This is a genomic window from Pseudooceanicola atlanticus (assembly GCF_000768315.1).
Lineage (GTDB): Bacteria > Pseudomonadota > Alphaproteobacteria > Rhodobacterales > Rhodobacteraceae > Pseudooceanicola > Pseudooceanicola atlanticus.
Map to the genome: position 1 here is coordinate 159005 of NZ_AQQX01000004.1, position 23457 is coordinate 182461.

The 23457-nt window shown below is 65.7% G+C and carries 19 protein-coding genes and 1 tRNA gene; 13 read left to right on the forward strand and 7 right to left on the reverse strand.

The annotated features are described in order from the left end of the window. Positions 1-243 precede the first annotated feature (243 nt). Together recJ and ATO9_RS11905 are read left to right on the forward strand one after the other, a co-directional pair. Positions 244-1992: a single-stranded-DNA-specific exonuclease RecJ gene (gene recJ, locus ATO9_RS11900; protein ID WP_043749096.1), complete on the forward strand. Its 1749-nt coding sequence runs from the start codon at positions 244-246 to the stop codon at positions 1990-1992. A 428-nt stretch (positions 1993-2420) separates the two neighbouring features. Then, positions 2421-2495: transfer RNA gene (locus tag ATO9_RS11905), tRNA-Glu, on the forward strand. A 154-nt stretch (positions 2496-2649) separates the two neighbouring features. Here the strand turns inward: ATO9_RS11905 and arsB are convergent. The 6 genes from arsB to ATO9_RS11935 all read right to left on the reverse strand — a co-directional run bounded on the left by arsB (position 2650) and on the right by ATO9_RS11935 (position 9648). Further along, positions 2650-3663 (reverse strand): ACR3 family arsenite efflux transporter, encoded by a 1014-nt coding sequence (gene arsB / locus ATO9_RS11910; RefSeq protein ID WP_043749100.1) that lies wholly within the window; start codon positions 3661-3663, stop codon positions 2650-2652. Then, positions 3660-4925 carry an organoarsenical effux MFS transporter ArsJ gene (gene arsJ / locus ATO9_RS11915; RefSeq protein WP_043749103.1) on the reverse strand — a complete coding sequence of 422 codons (1266 nt, stop codon included), beginning with the start codon at positions 4923-4925 and terminating at the stop codon, positions 3660-3662. Before arsJ ends, arsB begins: the two co-directional genes overlap by 4 nt. Before the next feature lie 61 nt (positions 4926-4986). Continuing rightward, positions 4987-5988, reverse strand: a complete 1002-nt coding sequence (locus ATO9_RS11920) for an ArsJ-associated glyceraldehyde-3-phosphate dehydrogenase (RefSeq protein ID WP_043749106.1) — start codon at positions 5986-5988, stop codon at positions 4987-4989. After that, positions 5985-6830, reverse strand: coding sequence for an arsenate reductase/protein-tyrosine-phosphatase family protein (locus tag ATO9_RS11925; protein ID WP_043749108.1), 846 nt, complete (start codon positions 6828-6830; stop codon positions 5985-5987). The genes ATO9_RS11920 and ATO9_RS11925 overlap by 4 nt, the downstream gene beginning before the upstream one ends. An 84-nt stretch (positions 6831-6914) precedes the next feature. Then, positions 6915-8441, reverse strand: coding sequence for a CRTAC1 family protein (locus ATO9_RS11930; RefSeq protein WP_043749110.1), 1527 nt, complete (start codon positions 8439-8441; stop codon positions 6915-6917). After that, on the reverse strand, positions 8431-9648 hold the full coding sequence (locus ATO9_RS11935) for an ROK family transcriptional regulator (RefSeq protein ID WP_043749113.1): 1218 nt from the start codon (positions 9646-9648) through the stop codon (positions 8431-8433). Before ATO9_RS11935 ends, ATO9_RS11930 begins: the two co-directional genes overlap by 11 nt. A gap of 160 nt (positions 9649-9808) precedes the next feature. On the opposite strand from ATO9_RS11935, the gene xylF reads away from it, so the two are divergent. The 11 genes from xylF (at position 9809) to ATO9_RS11990 (ending at position 22472) form a co-directional block, all read left to right on the forward strand. Continuing rightward, complete coding sequence (xylF, locus tag ATO9_RS11940) at positions 9809-10822, forward strand: D-xylose ABC transporter substrate-binding protein (protein WP_043749115.1); 1014 nt, start codon at positions 9809-9811, stop codon at positions 10820-10822. Positions 10823-10894: 72 nt separating this feature from the next. Next, entirely contained in the window at positions 10895-12190 is a 1296-nt protein-coding gene (locus ATO9_RS11945; RefSeq protein ID WP_043749117.1) for a sugar ABC transporter permease, read from the forward strand. Continuing rightward, positions 12187-12954 carry an ATP-binding cassette domain-containing protein gene (locus ATO9_RS11950; protein WP_043749120.1) on the forward strand — a complete coding sequence of 256 codons (768 nt, stop codon included), beginning with the start codon at positions 12187-12189 and terminating at the stop codon, positions 12952-12954. Before ATO9_RS11945 ends, ATO9_RS11950 begins: the two co-directional genes overlap by 4 nt. An 81-nt stretch (positions 12955-13035) precedes the next feature. Continuing rightward, entirely contained in the window at positions 13036-14343 is a 1308-nt protein-coding gene (gene xylA / locus ATO9_RS11955; RefSeq protein WP_043749125.1) for a xylose isomerase, read from the forward strand. A 10-nt stretch (positions 14344-14353) separates the two neighbouring features. Further along, complete coding sequence (gene xylB / locus ATO9_RS11960; RefSeq protein ID WP_043749127.1) at positions 14354-15805, forward strand: xylulokinase; 1452 nt, start codon at positions 14354-14356, stop codon at positions 15803-15805. Position 15806: 1 nt separating this feature from the next. Continuing rightward, positions 15807-16703 (forward strand): aldose epimerase family protein, encoded by an 897-nt coding sequence (locus ATO9_RS11965; protein WP_043749131.1) that lies wholly within the window; start codon positions 15807-15809, stop codon positions 16701-16703. After that, positions 16700-18214, forward strand: coding sequence for a cytochrome-c peroxidase (locus ATO9_RS11970; protein ID WP_081979550.1), 1515 nt, complete (start codon positions 16700-16702; stop codon positions 18212-18214). Before ATO9_RS11965 ends, ATO9_RS11970 begins: the two co-directional genes overlap by 4 nt. 377 nt (positions 18215-18591) lie before the next feature. Next, complete coding sequence (locus ATO9_RS11975) at positions 18592-19653, forward strand: ABC transporter ATP-binding protein (RefSeq protein ID WP_043749133.1); 1062 nt, start codon at positions 18592-18594, stop codon at positions 19651-19653. 3 nt (positions 19654-19656) lie between these two features. After that, positions 19657-20550 (forward strand): ABC transporter permease, encoded by an 894-nt coding sequence (locus ATO9_RS11980; RefSeq protein WP_043749134.1) that lies wholly within the window; start codon positions 19657-19659, stop codon positions 20548-20550. Next, entirely contained in the window at positions 20543-21346 is an 804-nt protein-coding gene (locus tag ATO9_RS11985; protein ID WP_043749137.1) for an ABC transporter permease, read from the forward strand. The genes ATO9_RS11980 and ATO9_RS11985 overlap by 8 nt, the downstream gene beginning before the upstream one ends. A gap of 100 nt (positions 21347-21446) precedes the next feature. Then, positions 21447-22472, forward strand: coding sequence for an extracellular solute-binding protein (locus tag ATO9_RS11990; RefSeq protein ID WP_043749140.1), 1026 nt, complete (start codon positions 21447-21449; stop codon positions 22470-22472). Positions 22473-22550: 78 nt separating this feature from the next. Here the strand turns inward: ATO9_RS11990 and ATO9_RS11995 are convergent, their stop codons facing one another. Further along, positions 22551-23360: a fumarylacetoacetate hydrolase family protein gene (locus tag ATO9_RS11995; RefSeq protein ID WP_162183071.1), complete on the reverse strand. Its 810-nt coding sequence runs from the start codon at positions 23358-23360 to the stop codon at positions 22551-22553. Positions 23361-23457 lie beyond the last annotated feature (97 nt).

Consider the following 23457-nt stretch of genomic DNA (forward strand, 5'->3'; position numbering starts at 1 on the left):
GGCTCTAGACCGGCAGATGCTCCGAAACCAGGCTCTGCCAAACGGGATTCGAGCGCCCTTCGATCAGTCATTCGTGACAAGGGACAATTCCTCATAGCGGCTTAGTCGTTTTCCCAAACATCCAAGACCCGCCGCCTTCGAAACACCCCGTCGGTCTTGGCCCCCACACAACCAGGCCCAGACGATTACACCCTCCCCAACCTCCCGCTTGCACCGCCCCCGGAAAGCGCGGCAATAGAGGGCATGGATTTTCTCGATGTCTCCGCTTCCCTGACCGGGCGCCGCTGGGTCGCCCCCGCCCCCGAGATCGCCCGCGCCGCCGAGGCCCTGGCGCAGGAAACCGGGCTGAGCCCCGCGCTTTGCAACGTGCTGGCCCGTCGCGGCGTCCCGGCGGCAGAGGCCGAGCGATTCCTCGCCCCCGCCCTGCGCGATCTGCTGCCCGATCCGCGATCGCTCAGGGACATGGAAACCGCTGCCGCTCGCGTCATCCAGGCGGTGAAACAACGCCAGCGGATCGCGATCTTCGCCGATTACGACGTCGACGGCGGCACCTCGGCCGCGTTGCTGCTGGACTGGCTGGGCCAGATGGGGCGTCAGGCGACGCTTTACGTGCCCGATCGCATCGACGAGGGCTATGGCCCCAACGTCCCCGCGATGCAGGCGCTCGGGCGCGAACACGACCTGATCATCTGCGTCGATTGCGGCACGTTGAGCCACGAGCCCGTGGCCGCCGCCGGCTGCGACGTGGTCATCCTCGACCACCACCTGGGCGGCGAGACGCTGCCCGATTGCGTGGCCTGCGTGAACCCCAACCGGCAGGACGAGGACGGCGCGCTGGCCCATCTCTGTGCCGCGGCCGTGGTCTTCCTGATGCTGGTGGAGGCGAACCGCCAGGCGCGCGAGGACGGGGCCAAGACCCTGCCCGACCTGATGGCGATGCTCGACCTCGTGGCGCTGGCCACCGTGGCCGACGTGGCCCCCCTGATCGGTGTGAACCGCGCACTGGTGCGCCAGGGCCTGGTGGTGATGGCGAGGCGCGCCCGCCCCGGCCTGGCCGCCCTGGCCGACGTGGCCCGGATGGACACCGCCCCCACGGCCTATCACCTGGGCTACCTGCTGGGGCCGCGCATCAATGCGGGCGGACGCATCGGCAAGGCCGACCTGGGCGCGCGGCTGCTGTCCACCGCCGACCCGCACGAGGCCGCCGCCATGGCCGATCGCCTGAACGAACTGAACGCCGAACGCCGCGAGATCGAGGCCAGCGTGACCGCTGCCGCCATGGCCCAGGCCGAGGAACGCGGGCTGGACGCGCCGCTGGTCTGGGCCGCGGGCGAAGGCTGGCATCCCGGCGTCGTCGGCATCGTCGCCTCGCGCCTGAAAGAGGCCACCAACCGCCCCTCGGTCGTCATTGGGCTGGACGGGGACGAGGGCAAGGGATCGGGCCGCTCCATCGCCGGGGTGGACCTCGGCGCCTCGATCCAGCGGCTGGCGGCGGACGGGCTGCTGATCAAGGGCGGCGGGCACAAGATGGCCGCCGGTCTGACCGTGGCACGCGACGGGCTGGACGCCGCCATGGAACGGCTAAGCGAATTGCTTGCGAAACAGGGAGCGGGCCTGGGTGGGCCGGCCGACCTGCGACTGGATGCGATGCTGATGCCCGGCGCGGCGACGGTCGAACTGGTCCACCAGATCGAGGCTGCGGGCCCCTATGGCGCCGGAGCCTCTGCCCCGCGCTTTGCCTTTCCGGATGTCACGATCAGCTTTGCCAAGAAGGTCGGCGAAAGCCACCTGAAGCTGCGCTTCGGCGACGGGCTGGGCGCCTCGATCGACGCCATCGCCTTCGGCGCCTTCGACGGACCGCTGGGCCCCACCCTGTCGGCCCGCGACGGGCGCCGCTATCACCTGGCCGGGCGGCTCGAGATCAACTCCTGGGGCGGGCGCCAGCAGGTCCAGCTGCGCCTCGAAGACGCCGCCCCGGCCAGCATCGCCTGAGCGCCCTCACGCGCCGTTTACGGGACCCTGCGGCCCCTTCGCCCGAGCAGCGGCGACCCGGCATGTCCCAAACGTGCCGCGGCCCGTTGCGACCCCGACCTTCGTCCCCCAGATCGTGGAGAGCGGCCCCCGCAACTCCCCATCGTCATCTCGAATCGCGCTGCCCCGCGCCGCCGAACCGGCGGCCCCCGGCCTGCTCCAAAGCTCCCACCTTCGCCCATGGCCCAACCGATACGGCACATCGGCCTTTCGATACCGTCGCCCACCCTGCCGGCGTCAGAATTTGCACCCGACTTGCCACGACCACCATGCGCGAAGCCCAGCAAAACAAGGGCGAAATGGAGACCTGCAGAAAATCTCTCGAAACCGCCAAATTTCCCCTTGCAGAGATCCGCGGCTTTGCCTAAAAGCCCCCTCACGCCAAGCGCGGCCCGTTCGTCTATCGGTTAGGACGCCAGGTTTTCAACCTGGAAAGAGGGGTTCGATTCCCCTACGGGCTGCCACTTGGCGCGGTATCTTACTGACATATCAAAGCACTATACAACCGGCCCGGATCGTTGCCGATCAGGTTAGCCGTCTCGACTGTCCGTCCGATCATCTGTGATGGCCGCGCGTCCACGGCTCACTCACCATGGACGCAAAACGGCCTCCCGCGCCTCAGCCCTCGGCGAACCGGTTCCGCGTACGGTTGGCGAAGGCCACAAGCGACAGCATCACCGGCACCTCGACCAGCACGCCGACCACCGTGGCCAGCGCGGCGCCGGAATTCAGACCGAAGAGGCTGATCGCCACGGCCACCGCCAGTTCGAAGAAATTCGACGTGCCGATCATCGCACAGGGGGCGGCGATGCGGTGCGGGACGCGCAGGGCGAAGGCCGCGCCGTAGGCCAGCGCGAAGATGCCGTAGCTCTGGATCAGGATCGGCACGGCGATCAGGGCGATGACCATGGGCCGGGCCAGGATCACCTCGCCCTGCAACCCGAAGAGGATCGCCACGGTCGCGATCAGGCCGATCATCGACAAGGGCTTGATCCGGGCCGAAAACGCCTCGATCGCGGCTTCGCTGCCCAGCAGCCGCCGGGTGATCAGCCCCGCCACCAGCGGCAGCACGACATAAAGCACCGTGGCCAGCACCAGTGTCTCCCACGGGACGGCGATATCGGTCACACCCAGCAGGAAGGCCACGATGGGGGCAAAGGCCACGACCATGATCAGGTCGTTCACCGAGACCTGCACCAGCGTGTAAGTCGCGTCGCCCCGGGTCAGTTGCGACCAGACAAAGACCATCGCCGTGCAGGGCGCGGCCCCCAGCAGGATCAGCCCGGCGGTGTATTGGGCGGCATCCTCGGGCGAGATCAGGGGCGCAAAGACATAATCGAAGAACAACACGGCCAACAGCGCCATGGTGAAGGGCTTGATCAGCCAGTTGACGATCAGCGTCACGATCAGCCCCTTGGGCTGGCGCGCCACGCCCGCCACGGCGCCGAAATCGACATTCACCATCATCGGATAGACCATCGCCCAGATCAGGACCGCGACGACCAGGTTGATCGAGGCCACCTCGGCCCCCGCCACGGCCTGCACGAGGCCCGGCGCGGCCACGCCAAGGCCGATCCCCGCGATCATCGCCAGGGCGACCCAGAGGGTCAGGAAACGTTCGAATGTGCTCATGCCGGGGCCTCGTCTGTCTGTGCGCTCAGCCGGCCCGAGGTCAGGGCGGCCAGCGCCACCATCACCGCCGCGGTGCCAAGCACAAGGGCCAATCCGCCGATCTGGTAGGTCAGGCCCGACAGAAGCGTGCCGATGAGGCGCCCGCCCGCATTGGCCATGTAGTAAAACCCCACATCCATCGTCACGCGTTCAGACCGCGTGAAGGCGAGGATCAGGTAGGAATGAAGCGAGGAATTCACCGCGAAGATCGCCCCGAAGGCCAGCAGCCCCGCCACCAGCGTCACGGTCAGCCAGGTCTCGGGCCCCGGCGCCAGCCAGACCGCCAGCGTCAGCGCGGCGGGCACGATGAATAGCGCAGCGGCCCAGCCACGGGCAGCGCGGATCAGGTCGGCCTCGGGCCGGCGAGCGGCGCGCAGGATGCGCGGTGCGCTGGCCTGCACGGCCCCGTTCAGGATGATCCACAGCGCCATGAAGGTGCCGATCATGAAGAACGCCGCGCGGTTGCCCTCTTCGGTGCCGTCCGACAGCACCGCGTAGAAATAGATCGGGATGCCGACGACGAACCACACGTCCCGCGCGCCGAACAGGAACACCCGCGCCGCCGACAGCCAGTTCACATTGGCGGATTTCGAGAAGACCTCGGAAAACTTCGCGCCCTTGCGGCCCCGGGGCAGCCCGGCGGGCATCAGCACGGCCACGGCCACCAGGATCGCCGCCAGCACGATTGCCATGGCCAGCACCGCCCAGGTAAAGCCCAGCGTGGCCAGCAGCGCCGCCCCCAGCAGGAAACCGACGCCCTTCACCGCGTTTTTCGATCCGGTCAGCACCGCGACCCAGCGAAACAGGCCCCCGCCCTCGGACGGGGCCAGCAGCTTGACCGCGGACTTGGACGACATCTTGGCCAGGTCCTTGGCCACGCCCGACGCGCCCTGCACGCACATGACAAAGGCGACCGACGCCCAGATGGCCCAGCCCGGGTCCAGCTGCGTCAGCGCGAGCAGAGCGACCACCTGTATCCCGAGCCCCGCGTAAAGGGTCGAGGTCAGGCCGAACCGCGCCGCGATCCAGCCCGCGGCCAGGTTCGTGACCATCCCCGCGATCTCATACAGCACGAAAAGATAGGCCAGCTGCACCGGCGAAAAGCCCAGCGTGTGGAAATGCAGCAGCACCAGCATCCTGAGCGCGCCATCGGTCAGCATGAAGGCCCAGTAGGCGGCGGTGACGGCGATATAGGCGGACAGGCCTTCGGGGCGGGAGGTCACTTTGCGGCTCCGGTGATTGCGAGAGACCCGGCGGGACAGGTGCCTGCTGGCTTGGAACCCCTCATGCAAGGCTGTCCCCGACCATCAGCGCCACGTCCACCAGCCGATGCGCATAGCCCATCTCGTTGTCATACCAGGCATAGACCTTCACCTGCGTCCCGTTCACCACCATGGTCGAGGGCGCATCGACGATCGAGGACCGCACATCGTTGGTGTAATCGGCCGAGACGAGCGGCCGTTCCTCGTAGCCCAGGATGCCCTGCAACGGGCCGACTGCGGCGGCCTTGAAAAGCGCGTTGACCTCTTCCACGCTGGTCTCCCGCTCCACCTCGAAGACGCAGTCGGTCAGCGAAGCGTTCAGCAGCGGTACCCGCACGGCATGGCCATTCAGCCGCCCCTTCAGCTCGGGGTAGATCAGCGTGATCGCGGTGGCCGACCCTGTCGTCGTCGGGATCAGCGAATTCAGCGCGGATCGCGCGCGGCGCAGGTCCTTGGCGGGGCGGTCCACGATGGTCTGGGTGTTGGTCACATCGTGGATCGTGGTCATCGACCCATGCCGGATCCCCAACCCCTCGTGGATCACCTTGACCACAGGCGCCAGGCAATTGGTCGTGCAGGACGCGGCGGTGACGATCCGGTGCTCTGCCGGTTCATAGGTCGCGTCGTTCACGCCCATCACGATGTTCGCCGTCGGCCCGTCCTTGACGGGGGCCGAGACGACGACCTTTTTCACCCCCGCGTCGAAATAGGGGGCGAGCTTCGCTTCGGTCTTGAAGGCGCCGGTGCAGTCGATCACCACGTCCACGCCCTCCAGCGGCAGGGCCGACAGGTCCTTCGTGCCGATGAAGGGGATGCGCGTGCCGTCGATTGTCACGCTGTCCTCATCCGCGGCAAAAGTCGCGGGCCAGCGGCCATGCACCGTGTCGAACTCCAGCAGATGCGCATGCATCGCGGCATCGCCGGTGGCATCGTTGATCCAGGCGATCTTGGCGCCGCGCTCCAGCAGCGGCCGCAGGGCAAGCTTGCCGATCCGGCCCAGGCCGTTCACTGCATAGGTGGTCATGCGGTTTCCTCGTTTCTCAGGCGGCCGATCTCGTCGACGGCGGATTGCAGGGCGATGCGGTCCAGGCTTTCCACGGGCAGCGCGGTGAAGGCCTCGATCCGGTGTTTCAGCGCGCCGTAGGCATGCTGGAACGCCAGGCTCTTTTCCGCATCCGTGCCCGTGACCTTGACCGGGTCGGGCATGCCCCAATGGCCGCTGATGGGCTGGCCTTCCCAGGCCGGGCAATCCTCGTTCGCGGCCTGGTTGCAGACGGTAAAGACGAAATCCAGCCCCGGCGCATCGGGGCCTGAGAACTCGCTCACGTTCTTCGCCCGCAGGGCCGAGGTATCGTGCCCCTTGTCCCGCAACACCTTGAGCGCGAAGGGGTTCAGCTCCGAATAGGGTTTTGTGCCAGCGGAGAACACGGTGAAGCGATCCCCTGCCATGTCGCGCAGCAGGGTTTCGGCAAAGATCGACCGGGCGGAATTCCCGGTGCAGATGAACAGCACATTGTACTTTCTGTCTTTCGTGGGAACGGGCATGGGAACAGGTCCTGTATCAAAGGGCAGACAAAGGTCGGGACGACCCCGGCAGCAATCGGCGAACAGGTAACCGAAGACCTGTCGCACGTTTGCCATGTCGATGGAGTAGAGAAGCGATGTCCCAGCCCGCTCCTGCGCCACCAGCCCGACGCGCTGCAGCGCGGCCAGGTAAGTGGACATGGTGCTGGCCTTGATGCCAAGGCTCGCCGCCAGTTCGCCGGCCGGAACCCGGTCGGGATAGCGGCGCATCAGCAGCCGGAACAGGTCCAGCCGGTGCGGATGGCCAAGCACGGCCAGGGTATCGTGAGTCTCTATTTCCATATTTCATGGATATATGAAATATGGCGAGGCCGACAGTGAAACTTTTGCGACGTTTCGATGAAAGCGCGCTGCCTCGACAGCCCGCTAGCGCGTCACCACCACCCGGTCATCCGCCACCACGTCCCGCCAGTCAGAGGCCGTGCCATCGGGCCAGATCACCCGCAACCGACCGGCCTCTGCGGCACCCAGTCCGAAATGCTGCCAGCCCGCCTGCCCCCCGGCATGGCCGCCGCCCACGGTGATCTCCCGCGTCTGGATCGCGCCGCCGGCCTCGAGCTCGATGAAGGCGCCGACCGCATCGGGATTGGGCGCGGGCTGGGTCACGTCGACCAGCAGCCAATGCCCGCCCTCCGTCACGTTCTCATGCACCTCCATCGCGGCCCGGCGGTTCACCACCGCCAGGTCCAGCCGCCCGTCCAGGTCGAAATCCATCAGCGCAGCACCCCGCGACCGCGCCACCGACGCGACACCGGCGGGACCGGAGCTTTCGGCGAACCGCCCGTCGACCAATTGCAGCAGCAGCGAATTCGGGTCTTCCATCGCGGCAACCGGCATCTGTTCGACATTGCCCTTGGCCACGAAAATATCGTCGCGCCCGTCGTTGTTCACATCGCCAAAGGCCGCGTGCCACCCGGTCGAGGGGCGGCCATCGCTGCCCAGATGCGGGCGATGCGCCGTGGTGCCCCGGTCATAGGTCGCATCCCGCCAGGTCGGCCCCCCGGCGGCCGGATCGAAGACCTGGAATTTCTGATCGCCCATCGAGGTCAGGTAGACATCGGAAAACCCGTCCCCCGTCACATCGCGCGAGGCGATCCCCATGCCCCACAGCGCATAGGGCAGCCAGCCCTCCGCCTCGGAATAAAGCCGAGGGGTTTCATCCATCCGCCACAGCTGCTCCTGCCCGCCCCGGACGTAATAGTGACGGTCGTTTGAGACACGCAGATCGGCCCGCCCCACCCGCTGCCAGTCGGAAAACAGCATCGACAGCGCGCAGAACCCCGGCTCCAGCCGCTCGGGCGGGCCGTAACGCTCGCCTTCGGGACGGTAGAGCAGCGTGGCATCGCAAGCCTCGAACGGCCCGTCGGGATCGCTGCGGTCGACATAGGTGCCGAAGGCCAGGGTCGGCAGGCTCTGCCCCGCCTCCCAGGTCGCGGAAAACGCCGTGGTCCAGTGATCGTCCGAGGTGAAGCCCAGCCCCTCGAACGGTGCGAAGCCGCAATCCGGAAGGCCGCGCAGCAACAGGTCCGACCCGACCCGCAGGATCGCGAGGTCCTGCCAGCCGTCCCCGTCGATATCCAGCGGATAGGCCCCGGTCACACCGGTCAGCGCCAGCGCCCCGGGCGTGTCGGCGGCAAAGGCCACGCCTTCGCCCGATCGGTTGCGGAACAGCGTCGCGGGATTGGCCCCGCCCGCCGCGTAAAGCTCGGGCCGCGCATCGCCATCGCAGTCGAAAGCCGCCACGCCGCCGCCGACGAAATGCTCCCACCCGCCGTCATAAACGTGGTTGGCGATCTCGACCGGCGCGAAGACAGGCTGGACCGGATCGGCCAGCAAAGGACCAGCCAGCACTACGGACGCGCAGGAGGCGAGGATCAGCGCGCTACGCCGCATCCTCCGCTCCTTCCCCGCGCAGTTTCAGGAGCGTCACCATCTCGATCCCGTGGGCCGTCGCCCCCTTGGCCCACATCATTTCGTTCAGGTTGCGCACCGTGATCTCGGGCAGCGGCGCGTCCACCTGCACCGTGTTCTGGCGCAGCGCGTTCAGCAATGTTTCGGAATAGGGATGATCGAAGGGCGGCCGCGACCGGGCCAGCACGATGTGCTCCGGATCGAAAAGGTTCACGAGGTTTGCCAGCGCCACGCCGAGGATCTGCGAGGCCCGGTCCAGCACCTCCTGCGCCAAGGTATCCCCACCCCGCGCGGCATCCAGGATGTCCTGGATCGTCTTGGCCGCATCCACCTGCCGCCCGGTGAAGGCATCACGCACCATGGCGTAATCCCCGACATAGGCCTCGAGACAGCCACGCTGGCCGCATTGGCACAACGCGCCGCCGAACTGCACCTTCATATGGCCGAACTCTGCCCCGCAGCCGCGCTCGCCTCGGTACAGCTCGCCGTTCAGAACGATCCCCATGCCGACGCCATGTTCGATCGTCACCACCAGGAAGTTGCGCAGCCCCTTCCCCGCCCCGAACAGGTGCTCCGCCTTGGCCACGAGGTTCGCGTCATTGTCCAGGAAGGTCGGACACGGCAGGTCACGGCGGAAGAGCGGCGCGAAATTCACGTTGCGTTCGGTGACCGAGGACGACCAATGCATGAAGCTCGACTCGCCATTGACGAAACCCGGCATGCCCAGCGACAGGCCCGCGATCTGGTCCGGCGACATGTCCAGCGCGGCGCAGGCCGCGTCCAGTGCTCGGCGCACCTCCTGCACCAGCTGGTCGGGCGACATCCGCGACTGCGCCAGCGGCGAGACATAGGTGCCGATCTCGTCGCCCTTGAAATCGGCGATCATCACCAGGATCGCGTCGCGGGCGACCTTCATCCCGGCCACGGCCAGCGCATCCCCGTTGATCTGCAACATCACCCGGGGCCGCCCCCGCTGCACGTTTTCCGAAGGTGGGCGCTGTTCCTCGCGGATCAGCCCCGCCTCCAGCAGCGCCACGCAGGCCGAGGTCACGGTGGCCGGGCTGCTGTCCAGCGCCTGGGCGATATCGGTGCGCGAAATGGCCCCTGCCGACCGGATGCATTGCAACACCCGCAGGCGCGTCGCATCCCGCGCGTCCAGTGGCCCCGGCGGCGCGAACTCCGTGGTCATGTCCCTGTCTCCTCCAACTCCCGAACCGCACATTAGCATTTTTTACTCGCTGAAGAAAATTTAATTTTCTCGGTGAAATAATTGTGTAACACTGAGGCGTCAGCGCAGAATCGATGAGGAGTCGACCGCGCCCCGACACCGACATAACGGGAGGAACACCATGAAACTCTTCGCAACCACTGCACTTGCCGTGCTGCTGGGGACCGGGGCCTATGCCCAGACCATCGGCGTGAGCTGGTCGAATTTCCAGGAAGAACGCTGGAAGACCGACGAGGCCGCGATCGTTGCCGCCCTCGACGCGGCCGGCGCCGAATACATCTCGGCCGACGCGCAATCCTCGTCCAGCAAGCAGCTGTCCGACATCGAAAGCCTGATCGCCCAGGGCGTCGACGCGCTGATCATCCTGGCCCAGGACAGCCAGTCCATCGGGCCCGCCGTGCAGGCCGCCTATGACGAAGGCATTCCCGTCGTCGCCTATGACCGCCTGATCGAGGACAGCACGACCTTCTACCTGACCTTCGACAACGTCGAGGTCGGCCGGATGCAGGCGCGTGCCGTGCTGGAACAGCAGCCCACGGGCAATTACGTGATGATCAAGGGCTCCCCCACCGACCCGAACGCGGATTTCCTGCGCGGCGGCCAGCAGGAAGTGCTGCAGGCGGCCATCGATGCCGGTGACATCACCATCGTGGACGAGGCCTATACCGACGGCTGGCTGCCCGCCAACGCACAGCGCAACATGGAACAGATCCTGACCGCCAACGACAACAATGTCGACGCGGTCGTGGCCTCCAACGACGGCACCGCCGGCGGCGTCGTCGCGGCGCTGACCGCGCAGGGCATGGATGGCATCCCCGTCTCGGGCCAGGACGGCGACCACGCCGCGCTGAACCGCGTCGCCAAGGGCACCCAGACCGTTTCGGTCTGGAAGGACGCCCGTGAACTGGGCAAGGCGGCAGGCGAGATCGCCGTGGCGCTGGCCGGTGGCGCGTCGATGTCCGATGTCGAAGGCGCGGTCGAATGGACCTCGCCCGCCGGGACCGAGCTGACCGCCAAGTTCCTCGAACCGATCCCGGTCACCGCCGACAACCTGACCACCGTCACCGATGCCGGCTGGATCACCGTCGAGGCGCTGTGCCAGGGCGTCACCGACGGCCCGGCGCCCTGTAACTAAGACCACACCCAAAGACCCGGAGCGCGGACGGCCCCACGCCGCCGCGCTCCGCCACCCCGATCGGAGGTTCCCTTGGCCCACCCGACATCCCAGGGCCTGCCCGCGCAGGCCAGCCGCAACTGGCTGCAGAAGCTTGAACTCGACATGCGCCTGCTGGGCATGATCGGTGCGTTCGTCCTGCTCTGCATCGGTTTCGACCTCTTCACCGACGGCCGTTTCCTGACGCCGCGGAACATCTTCAACCTGACGATCCAGACGGTTTCGGTGGCCATCATGGCCTGCGGCATGGTCTTTGTGATCGTCACCCGCCATATCGACCTGTCCGTCGGCGCGCTGCTGGCCACCTGTTCGGCCATCATGGCGATGACCCAGACGCAGATCCTGCCCTACATGCTGGATTTCGGCCTCAACCACCCCGCCACCTGGATCATCACGATCCTTGTCGGGCTGCTGGCCGGCACGATCATCGGCGCCTTCCAGGGCTTGCTGATCGGCTACCTGACGATCCCCGCTTTCATCGTGACGCTGGGCGGGTTCCTCGTCTGGCGCAACGTGGCCTGGTACCTGACCGGCGGCCAGACCATCGGCCCGCTTGACGAGAATTTCCGCCGTCTCGGCGGCATCAACGGCACGCTGGGCGAAACCTGGTCCTGGGTGCTGGGCGTAGTGCTGACCATCGCCGCGCTCTGGGTGCTCTGGACCTCGCGGCAGGCCCGCGCGCGCCACGGCTTCGTGGTCAAACCGCTCTGGGCACAGGGCGTGCTGTCGGCGATTTTCGCCGCCGCGATCCTGGGCTTCGTCGCCATCCTGAACGCTTATGAAATCCCCTCCCGCCGGCTGGAGCGCATGTTCGAAGCCCGCGGAGAGGTCATGCCCGAAGGCCTGACCATGGGTTACGGCGTGCCCTTCTCGGTGCTGATCCTGATCGCGGTGGCCATAGTGCTGACCGTCGTTGCACGGCGCACCCGATTCGGGCGCTACATCTTCGCCACCGGCGGCAACCCGGACGCGGCGGAACTGTCGGGCATCAACACCCGCAAGCTGACCGTGAAGGTCTTTGCCCTGATGGGCTTCCTCTGCACACTGTCGGCGGTGGTCGCCTCTGCCCGCCTCGCCAACCATTCCAACGACATCGGCACCCTGGACGAATTGCGCGTGATCGCGGCTGCGGTCATCGGCGGCACGGCGCTGTCGGGCGGGTTGGGCACGATCTACGGCGCGGTGCTGGGGGCGCTCATCATGCAGGCGCTGCAATCGGGCATGGCCATGGTCGGCGTCGATGCGCCGTTCCAGAACATCGTGGTGGGCGCGGTGCTGGTGCTGGCCGTGCTGATCGACATCCTCTACCGCAAGAAAGTGGGAGCATGACAATGGTCGACAGAAGCGGAACCCCACTGGTCCAGATGCGCGACATCTCCGTTGCCTTCGGCGGCGTCAAGGCGGTCGACCATGTCAGCGTCGACCTCTACCCCGGCGAAGTCGTCGGCCTGCTGGGCCATAACGGCGCCGGCAAGTCGACGCTGATCAAGGTCCTCTCGGGCGCCTACCAGGGCACCGGCGAGATCCTGATCGACGGCAAACCGGTCGAGATCACCAATCCCCGCGATGCCCGCGCCAACAATATCGAGACGATCTACCAGACGCTGGCCCTGGCCGATAACCTCGACGCGACCTCGAACCTCTTCCTCGGACGCGAACTGGTCACTCCCATGGGGCTGGTCGACGACGCCGCGATGGAGGCCGAGTGCCGCAAGATCATGGGTCAGCTGAACCCCAACTTCCAGAAATTCCACGAACCCGTCTCCGCCCTGTCGGGTGGACAGCGGCAATCCGTGGCCATTGCGCGCGCGGTCTATTTCAACGCCCGCATCCTGATCATGGACGAACCCACCGCCGCGCTCGGCCCGCACGAGACGCAGATGGTGGCGGAACTGATCCAGCAGCTCAAGGCGCAGGGCATCGGCATCTTCCTCATCGACCACGACGTGCATTCGGTGATGGAGCTGTGCGACCGCGCCTCCGTCATGAAGAACGGCCAGCTGGTCGGCACGGTGAACATCCCCGATGTGACCGACGATGACCTGCTGTCCATGATCATCCTGGGCAAGATGCCCGGTGCCTCCGCGGCCTGACCGCCGGCACACTTCAATTCTCCCGCACCGTCCCGGCCCCGCCGGGGCGCCCTGCCCCTGACCAGCCAAGGAACGAGCACAATGAGCACAGGATTTTTCGACGGTATCGACAAGATCGCCTACGAGGGTCCCGACAGCACCAACCCGCTGGCCTTCCGCCACTACAACCCCGACGAGATGGTCATGGGCAAGCGGATGGAGGATCACCTGCGGTTCGCCGTCGCCTACTGGCATTCCTTCGCCTGGGAAGGCGGCGACCCGTTCGGCGGCCAGACCTTCATCCGGCCCTGGCACCCGCAGGACGACATGGGCCGGGCGAAACTGAAGGCCGATGTCGCGTTCGAGATGTTCGACCTGCTCGGCGCGCCCTTCTTCTGCTGGCATGACGCCGATATCCGTCCCGAACAGGGCAATTACGCTGACAACCTGCGCACACTCGAGGAGATCACCGATTATATCGGCGAGAAGATGCAGGGCTCCGATACCGGGCTGCTCTGGGGCACCGCAAACATGTTCGCGCATCGCCGCTGGATGTCAGGCGCCTCGACCAATCCCGACCCGGATGTCTTCGCCTTTTCTGCCGCCACCGTGAAGGGTTGCCTGGACGCGACGCACAAGCTCGGCGGGCGGAACTACGTGCTCTGGGGCGGGCGCGAAGGCTACGAGACACTGCTGAACACCGATCTCGGGCAGGAACTCGACCATATGGGCCGCTTCCTGTCGATGGTCGTCGATTACAAGCACAAGATCGGCTTCAAGGGCCAGATCCTCGTCGAACCGAAACCGCAGGAACCGTCGAAGCATCAATATGATTTCGACGTCGCCACCTGCATCGGCTTCCTGCGCAAGTACGGGCTGGAAAGCGAGGTGAAGCTGAACATCGAACAGGGCCACGCGATCCTCGCCGGCCATTCCTTCGAACACGAACTGGCGCTTGCCGCGTCCGAGGGGATGCTGGGCTCGATCGACATGAACCGTAACGATTACCAGTCGGGCTGGGACACCGATCAATTCCCCAACAACACGCCCGAGGTCGCACTGGCCTATTACCACATCCTGAAATCCGGCGGCTTCACCACCGGCGGCACCAATTTCGACGCCAAGCTGCGCCGCCAGTCGCTGGACCCGCAGGACCTGATCGCCGCCCATGTCGGCGGCATGGATATCTGCGCCCGGGGCCTCAAGGCCGCCGCCGCGATGGTCGAGGATGGCGGGCTGGAAACCGCGCTGGCCGACCGCTACGCCGGATGGCAGAGCGACGCGGCACAGCAGATGCTGAACAGCGACCTCGGCTCCATCGCCGCCCGTGTCCTGTCCGAAGGGATCAACCCCGAACCGCGCTCCGGCCGGCAGGAGATCCTCGAAAACTACGTCAACCGTTTCGTCTGAGGGGGACGCCATGTATCTGGGACTGGACCTCGGCACCTCCGGCCTCCGCGCCATCCTCGTGGACGAGGCGGGCATCGTTCAGGGCGAGGCCGAGGCCAGCTTTGACCTCGCCCATCCCTATCCCGGCTGGTCCGAACAGGACCCGGCCGCCTGGGTGACCTCCTGCGAAACCGCCGTCGCCGCCCTGCGCCGCCACGTGCCCGACGCCTTCGCCCGCCTTCGCGGCATCGGCCTGTCGGGTCACATGCACGGCGCCATCCTGCTGGATGCGGGCGACCGGGTGCTGCGCCCCTGCATCCTGTGGAACGACACCCGCTCCACCGCCGAGGCCGCCGCGCTGGATGCGACACCCGGCATCCGCGAGATCACCGGCAATATCGTCTTCCCCGGCTTCACCGCACCCAAGCTCGCCTGGGTCCGCAAACATGAACCCGACCTCTTCGAAAAGGTCGCCAAGGTCCTGCTGCCCAAGGATTATCTGCGCCTCTGGCTGACCGGAGAGCATATCTCAGATTTCTCCGACAGCGCCGGCACCGCGTGGCTGGACGTCGGCGCGCGGGACTGGTCCGACGCCGCGCTCGAGGCCGGCGGCATGCGGCGTGACCAGATGCCGTCGCTGGTCGAGGGCAGCGCGCCCGGCGGCACGCTCCGCCCTGCCCTGGCCGAAGCCTGGGGTCTGTCGCAGACCGTCACCGTCGCGGGTGGCGCGGGCGACAATGCCGCCGCCGCCTGCGGGTCGGGCTGCCTGGGCGAAGGCACCGGTTTCGCCTCTCTCGGCACCTCCGGCGTCTTGATGGCGGGGCGCGACAGCTACAGCCCCGACCCGGCCTCTGCCGTGCACAGCTTCTGCCACGCCGTGCCCGATCGCTGGTACCAGATGGGCGTGATCCTGGCCGCGACCGACAGCCTGAACTGGCTGTCCCGCAACCTCGGCCAAAGCCCGTCAGAGCTTGCCCGCGCCCTGCCCGACGCGGCCACCGGCCCGTCCGCGCTGACCTTCCTGCCCTACCTTTCGGGCGAACGGACCCCGCATAACGACAGCGCCATTCGCGGCGCCTTCATCGGGCTCGACGTGTCCTCTGACCGCACCGACCTCACCCGCGCGGTGATGGAGGGCGTGGCCTTCGCCCTTCGCGACAGCCTGCTCGCGCTCAAGGGCACTGGCGCACGGTTCGACACGCTGCTCGCCACTGGCGGCGGCGCGCGGTCGCGTTTCTGGCTGACGACGCTGGCCAGCGTGCTGGACCTGCCGCTGTCGCTGCCCAAGGGGTCCGAACTGGGCGCCGCCATGGGGGCCGCGCGGCTTGCCATCTGTGCAGCCGACGGAGCTGATCCGAATGATGTCATGACCGCCCCCGAAGCGGCCGAAATCATCGCTCCCGATCCTGCACTGCGCGGTGCCTACGAGGACGCCTACCAACGCTACCGCGCGCTCTACCCGCTCCTCTCCGGACTGGGCTGAGATGCAGCGCGTCCTCCTTCAGGACGGGGACATGCGCGTCGCGCTGCTCGATCACGGCGCGATCACCCAGGGCTGGTGGCTGGGCGACCGCCCCCTGATCCTGGGTTATGACGATCCGGCGGCCTACCTGACCGACCCGTATTTCATGGGCGCGATCGTCGGCCCCGTCGCCAACCGCGTCGGCGGCGCGGCCTTCACACTGGGCGGCTGGCCCCACCTGCTACAGGCGAACGAGGGGCCCAATCAGCTCCATGGCGGGCCGCACGGCTTCTGGTCCCGGCCCTGGGACATCCAGGTCGTCACCGCGACCATGGCCCGCTTCGTCCTGCATGCCGGCGATGGCGAAGGCGGCTATCCCGGACCGGTCGATGTCACGCTCACCGTCCGGCTCACCGCCCCGCGCCTGACCTACGATTTCTGCGCCCGTCCCGGCCAGCCGACCCCGATCAGCCTCGCGCAGCACAATTACTACACGCTCGGTCAGCCCGGCATTCGCGCCCATCGCCTGCATCTGCCCGCCTCGCGCACCCTTGCCCTCGATCCGCAACAGATCTCGACCGGCGACCGCATCGCCGTGACCGACGCGACCGATTTCCGCGAAGCCGCCCCGCTCACCGCACCGCTCGACGATTACTACATTTTCGACCCGATGACCGAGCCGCGGGTCACCCTGACCGCCCCAGACGGCCTGCGCCTCCATCTGCGCAGCGACCAGCCAGGGCTTCAGGTCTATACCGGCCAGGGGCTCGGAGCCCCCTTCGCACCTTTCGATGCCGTCTGCCTTGAACCGTCGGGTTACCCGGACGCGGTGAACCACGGCAGCTTTCCCTCTGTCATCGCCACACCCGAAGCGCCCTATCGCCAGGTACTGCACCTCGATATCCTGAGGCCAGAATGACCTTCGTTGACGGCCTCCCCAGCGCGCCCCGCGCCGACAAGCGATCCAATCCGCTAGGGGCCACCTGTTCCGAGACACTGGCCGGCGACAGCCTGCCTCTCGACGTCGCGACGCAATCCGCACAAGTCGCCGCATCCAGCCCCGCCGTAGCCTACGAACGAGGCGAAACCATTGACGTGGTTCCGGCAGCGCCGCGCAAATCAAGACTCCGCACCGACGCATTCCTGACCGCCCTCGCCCTCCTCGCTGCAACCGCCATCCCTCTGGCGGCACAGGACCTCGGTCCGCGCCCCACCTTCCCCGAAACAGACCCCAACCGGGTCGAGCTTGGCTGGCTCCTCTTCTACGACCCGATCTTGTCGGGCAACCAGGCGGTCAGCTGCGCCACCTGTCACCACCCGGATTTCGGCACGTCCGACGGCGTGTCCCTCGCCATCGGCGATGGTGGCCTGGGTCTTGGCCCCGAACGCGTCGTGGACCCCGACAACCCGCCAGAGGAGCGCATTCCCCGCAACGCCCCCGGCCTGTGGAACCTCGGCGCCAGCGAATTCACCCGCTTCTTCCACGACGGGCGGCTGGAGCTGGACCCGACCCAGCCAAATGGCATCCGCACCCCGCTTGGCGCCGATATGACACTCGGTTTCGACAGCCCGCTGGCCGCCCAGGCGATGTTCCCCGTCCTCTCTGGTGACGAGATGGCCGGCCATTACTCGGAGAACGAGGTCAGCCGTGCCGTCCGCCAGGGTCTGCTCAGCCAACCCGGAGGCGCATGGGACAAGATCGCGGCCCGTGTCGCCGCGATCCCGGAATACAGGGATAGGTTTGACAAAGCCTTACCGGGAGAGCCGATTTCCTTCACCGCCATCGCCAACGTCATCGCCGATTTCATCACCTTCGAATGGCGTGCCGTCGATGCCCCCTTCGACCGCGCCATGCGGGGCGAAATTGCCCTGCCGGAGGACGCCCGGACCGGCCAGGATCTCTTCTACGGCGAGGCCGGATGCGCCACCTGTCATTCTGGATGGCTGCAGACCGACCACGCGTTCCACGCGATCGCGATGCCGCAATTCGGACCGGGCAAGGCCGCCCGCTTCGAACCCCATGCCCGTGACGAGGGCCGGATGAAGGTGACCGGCGACCTGACGGACGCCTATGCCTTCCGCACACCTTCGCTGCGCAACGTGACGCTCACCGCGCCTTACGGCCATTCCGGCGCCTATCGGACACTCGAGGGTGTGATCCGGCACCATCTCGACCCCGTTGGCGCTCTGCATCGCTACCAGATCGACGAGGCCATCTTGCCCGATCTGCCAGGGGCGGAGGATACCCGTATCCTCGACACGCCCGCCGATCTAGACGCCATTGCCGCCGCGAACAGCCTCGCGCCCAATCCACTGAGGGAGACAGAGATCGCCGCGATTCTGGCGTTCCTCGGCACGCTCGAGGACCGCGCCGAGCGCCTGGGCATCCCCGAGAAGGTCCCCAGCGGCCTGCCTGTTGTCGGCCGTTGACAGAGACGAAAGAACAGCAGCGGGGCGGACGTCTGGTCGCCAAAAGATCGCGCGCCCAAGCATATCCTACCCAAAATAGCGCTCACTTTCTCCGTACGATACTTTCACTTTTGTGATTATTTTTACTCCAAATTCTCAACTGAAACAGCTACACGGCATTAAAAACGATTATTTATGCCAACCAATCCCAGCACCGACCCGCGCCAGAGCTCCCCCTCGAAAATCACCTCGTCCACCTCCAAATCGCCGTGCCTCCCGTAGCGTCAGCCCCATGTCCAAAGCCTGTGCATTTCGAATTTATGTTTTCGGAAAGGAAAGGCATCCCGCTTGCAGCCTCGTCCGCCATCCGCTTTAGTCAGGGGGCAGGAGGGACTTGCGTGACACAGGAAACAGCAGTCGAGGCCATCGCGGCCGCCAGACATTACGGGACCGGATCGACCGCCGTGAAAGCGCTGGACGAGGTGTCGATCTCGATCCGGAAGGGGGAGTTCTTTACCCTTCTCGGCCCCTCCGGCTGCGGCAAGACTACCCTGCTGCGCCTGATCGCAGGATTCGAAACACCGACATCTGGGCAAATCCTGCTCTCGGGCAAGGACATCACCCACATTCCGCCGAACGAACGGCGCGTGAATACCGTGTTCCAGAGCTACGCGCTTTTCCCGCACCTGACCGTCGCCCGCAACATCGCCTTCGGGCTCGAGATGCTGGGCCGGCCCAACGCAGAAATCGACAATCGCGTCAAAGAGATGCTGGCCCTTGTTCAGATGGAACAAATGGCCGAACGCAAGCCAGCCATGTTGTCCGGCGGCCAGCAACAGCGCGTCGCCCTGGCCCGCGCTCTGGCCCCGGCCCCCGAGGTTCTGCTGCTGGACGAGCCGCTCTCCGCCCTCGACCTCAAGCTCCGCAAGGAGATGCAGCTGGAACTCAAGCGCCTTCAGACAAAAACCGGAATCACTTTCGTTTTCGTCACCCACGACCAGGAAGAGGCGCTCACCATGTCCGACCGGATCGGCGTGATGAAATCGGGCAAGCTGCTTCAGGTCGGCGGTCCGCGCGACATCTACAATGCCCCGGTCAACCGTTTCGTGGCGGACTTCATCGGCGAGACGAACTTCCTCAAGGGGCAGCTGGCCAACGGTCAGGTCACCCTCGCCACCGGCGAAACGCTCCCCCTGCCCGATGCAACGGGCAGCGGAGAAGTGACGCTCGCGATCCGCCCCGAACAGATCCGCATCGCGCCCGACGGGCCGATCACCGCCAAGCTGAAACAGACCGTCTATTTCGGCACCGACACGCATTGTCACCTGGCGCTTGCCGACGGCTCTGAAATCGTGGCCCGGCTGCAAAGCCCGCCCTCTGGCGAAACCGGCCTGCAAGAGGGCGAAACCCTGCGCATCGCGCCGGTTCAGGGCGCGGTCCAGATCCTGCAGGAGGATTGAGCCATGGCGATGCCGAAACATGCCCGCGACGGCTGGCTGCTTTCGATCCCCGCGCTGATCCTTCTGGCCTTCGGCGCGGCGGGGCCGCTTCTGATCGTCTTCATCTATGCCTTCCTCGAACCCGGCGATTTCTCGGGCGTGGTCTGGAATTTCACGACAGAAGCCTGGTTCCGCGTCTTCTTTGAACGCGATATCTTCGACGGCACCGTGTCGATGGCGGATGCGCATCTGACGATCTTCTGGCGGTCGGTGAAGCTTTCGCTGCTGACCACGCTCATAACCTTCCTGATCGGCTTTCCGATGGCCTGGTTCATCGCCACGCAGCCGCCCAACCGGCGGCCCGCCTGGCTGTTCCTGATCACCATACCGTTCTGGACCAACCTTTTGATCCGCACCTTCGCGATCCTGGAAGTGCTGCGAAATCAGGGACTTCTGAACTCTTTCCTGCTATGGCTCGGGGTCATCGACCAGCCCTTGCAGATCCTTTACACCGACAATGCGGTGCTGATCGGCATGGCTTACGTCTACCTGCCGCTCATGGTTCTGCCGCTTTTCGCCGCCATCGACCGGTTCGATTTCCGCCTGATCGAGGCCAGCTATGACCTCTATGCCTCGCGCTGGCAGGTGCTGCGCCGGATCATTCTGCCGATCACGCGGCCGGGCATCGTCGCGGGTTCCATTCTGGTCTTCGTGCCTTCGCTGGGGGCCTATGTGACGCCGCGCATTCTGGGCGGCGGCAAGAACATGATGGTTGGGAATTTCATCGAATTGCAATTCGGCCAGGGCCGGAACTGGCCGCTTGGCGCGGCGCTGTCGATGCTGCTGCTGGTGATCGTGCTGGTGGCGCTGCTCGCCTATGTGCGCGTCACCTCGGGATCGGAGCGGCGCGATGCGTGATCGCAAGTTCTCAATCACCCGGATGCCGGGCTTTGCCACCGTCGCCATCGCCGCCTTCGTGCTGCTCTACGTGCCGATTGTGACCATGGTGATCTATTCCTTCAACGCGTCGGATTCCGTCGCGCTCTGGGGCGGATTTTCCCTGCGCTGGTATGCCATTGCCTGGGAAAACGAGTTCGTGCAGCAGGCCACGATCCGGTCGCTCGTCATCGCGGTGTCGGCGGCGCTGATCGCCTCCGTTCTGGCAACGCTGGCCGCGCTCGGCACCACGCGGCGGCCGTCCTTCAAGGGACAGACGCTGATCTACGTGATGATCAACCAGCCGCTGATGGTGCCCGAAATCGTCACCGCCGTGGCGCTTCTGATCTTCTTCGCGGGCATCAAGGTGGCGACCGGCTATACCGGGCTGCTCTACCTGATCATCGCCCATGCGGCGTTTTGCGTGCCCTTTGCCTACCTGCCGATCCGCGCCCGATTGGAAGGGATGGACCTGACCCTGGAACGTGCCGCCGCGGACCTTTACGCGACGCCGTTCCAGACCTTCCGCCGTGTCACCCTGCCCCTTCTGGCCCCCGGCATCGCCGCCGGCGCCATGCTGTCCTTCGTGATTTCGCTCGACGATGTCATCATCACCGAGTTCGTGAAATCCGCGGGCCAGGACACGTTGCCCACCTACATGCTCGGCCAGCTGCGCCGCGCCGTCACGCCCGAGGTCAACGCGATCTCGACCGCGTTGCTGGTCTTGACGGTGCTGCTGCTGACCGCATTCTTCTTACTGACAAGAAAGCGGGACTAACCCGCCCCACTGACCGGTCGGCCGCACCGACGTAATACCGACGTGATACCGACGCTAAACCGATGCCGTTTCGACGGCGTTAAAACCAGGGAGTAAATCCATGAAAATTCTGCTCACCGGCACCGCGCTGACGATGGCCCTCGCGGGTCTCGCCCAGGCCGAAGGGTCGCTCAATATCTACAATTGGGGGAACTACACCAACCCCGAGCTGATCGAGAAATTCGAGGAAGAATACGATGTCGACGTGACCATCACCGACTTCGACAGCAACACCACCGCGCTGTCCAAGATCGAGGCTGGCGGCCATGGCTTCGACATCGTCGTGCCCACTCATTCCTATGTCCAGATCTATGTGGGCAAGGACCTGCTGATGAAGCCGGGCATCCCCGAGATGGAAAATTACGGCAATATTTCAGAGGTTTGGAAGAACGTCGATTGGGATCCGGGCCGCGAATACACGGTGCCGTGGCAATGGGGCACGACCGGCGTCGCGGTGAACAAGACCGCCTATGACGGCGACATCAACACCTCTGCCATCTGGCTCGACACGCCGGAGGAACTGAAGGGCAAGGTCAACGTCGTGCCCGAGATGCAGGACATCATGAACCTGTCGGTGATGTATATGGGCGGTGAGCCCTGCACCAACGACAAGGAGCTGCTGCGCCAGGTCCGCGACAAGCTGGTCGAGGCAAAATCCGATTGGATGTCAATGGATTACGGCATGACCGAGAAGATGTCGAACGGCGACGTCATGGCCTCGGTCAACTGGAACGGCTCCACCTTCCGGGCGCGTCTGAACAACCCTGACGTGGCCTATGGCTACCCGAAGGAAGGCTACATCGTCTGGATGGACAACGTTGCCGTGCTGAAGGATGCGCAGAACGTTGAAAACGCAAAGCTTTTCGTGAACTTCATCATGGATCCCGAGAACGCCGCCCTGATCTCTTCCTTCGCGCGCTACGCGAACGGGATCGACGGGTCCGAGGAATACATGCCGGATGAAATGAAATCCGCCCCCGAGATCGTTGTCCCGGAGGAGCTGAAGGCGGCCGGCAAGTTCACCTCCTCCTGCCCGAAAGAGGTTCAGGATCTCTACACCGCGATCTGGACCGACCTGCAGAAGTAAGCCCCTGCGGCAAACGAGAACGGGCGCGATCTTCGCGCCCGTTTTCCATTCCCTATCAATGTGTTGAAGGCGTTTCGATCAATCCGCCTCGACCGAATTGGTCAACGTCCCGACCCCCGGAATGTCGATCACGACCGTGTCGCCGTCCTTCAGGAACTTGGTCGGCGTGCGCGCCATGCCCACGCCCGACGGCGTCCCCGTTGCGATGATGTCCCCCGTCCGCAGCTCCATGAAGGTCGACACGTAGGCGACCAGTTCCGGTACCGCAAAGATCAGGTCATCCACACCGCTATCCTGCACCACCTCACCGTTCAGCGTGGTCGTCATGTGCAGCTTGTCCGGTGCCCCGGCTTCCTCTGCCGTGGCGATCCAGGGGCCGATCGCGCCGGAGCGGTCGAAGTTCTTCCCGGGCGCGAACTGACTGGTATGGCTCTGAAAATCCCGGATCGATCCATCGTTGAGAATGGTATATCCGGCAATCGCCTCCATCGCCTTGTCCTGCGGAATGCGGCGGCCGCCCTGCCCGATCACGATGGCCAGTTCACCCTCGTAATCCATCTTCTCGGATTCCGCCGGCTTGATCATCGCCTCACCTGGTCCGACCAGGCTGTCCTGCGTGCGGGTGAAGACGACGGGGTATTTCGGTTCCGCATGGCCGGTTTCCGCGGCATGGGCCCGGTAATTCAACCCGATGCACAGCACCCGCGCCCCCGGATCAAGCGGCGCGACAAGGCTGGCGTCGGCCTCGATCTCGGCATGCACGGCCTCACCGGCCAGCAGGTCCGCGAGCGTGGAGGCGCAGTGCGCCTCCTTCGGCAAGGTTTCTGTCCCCGGCTCCAGCATCGCCCATTGGGGCCCGTGCAGCCCGCTGATCTTGGCTATCGGCATGTCCAACTCCCTGATTTCATGGCCGATCCCGGGACCGACGCGTTCCTTGACTGGCATGGGTATACCATCTGGAACGCCGCTGACCAGACGCCTGCGC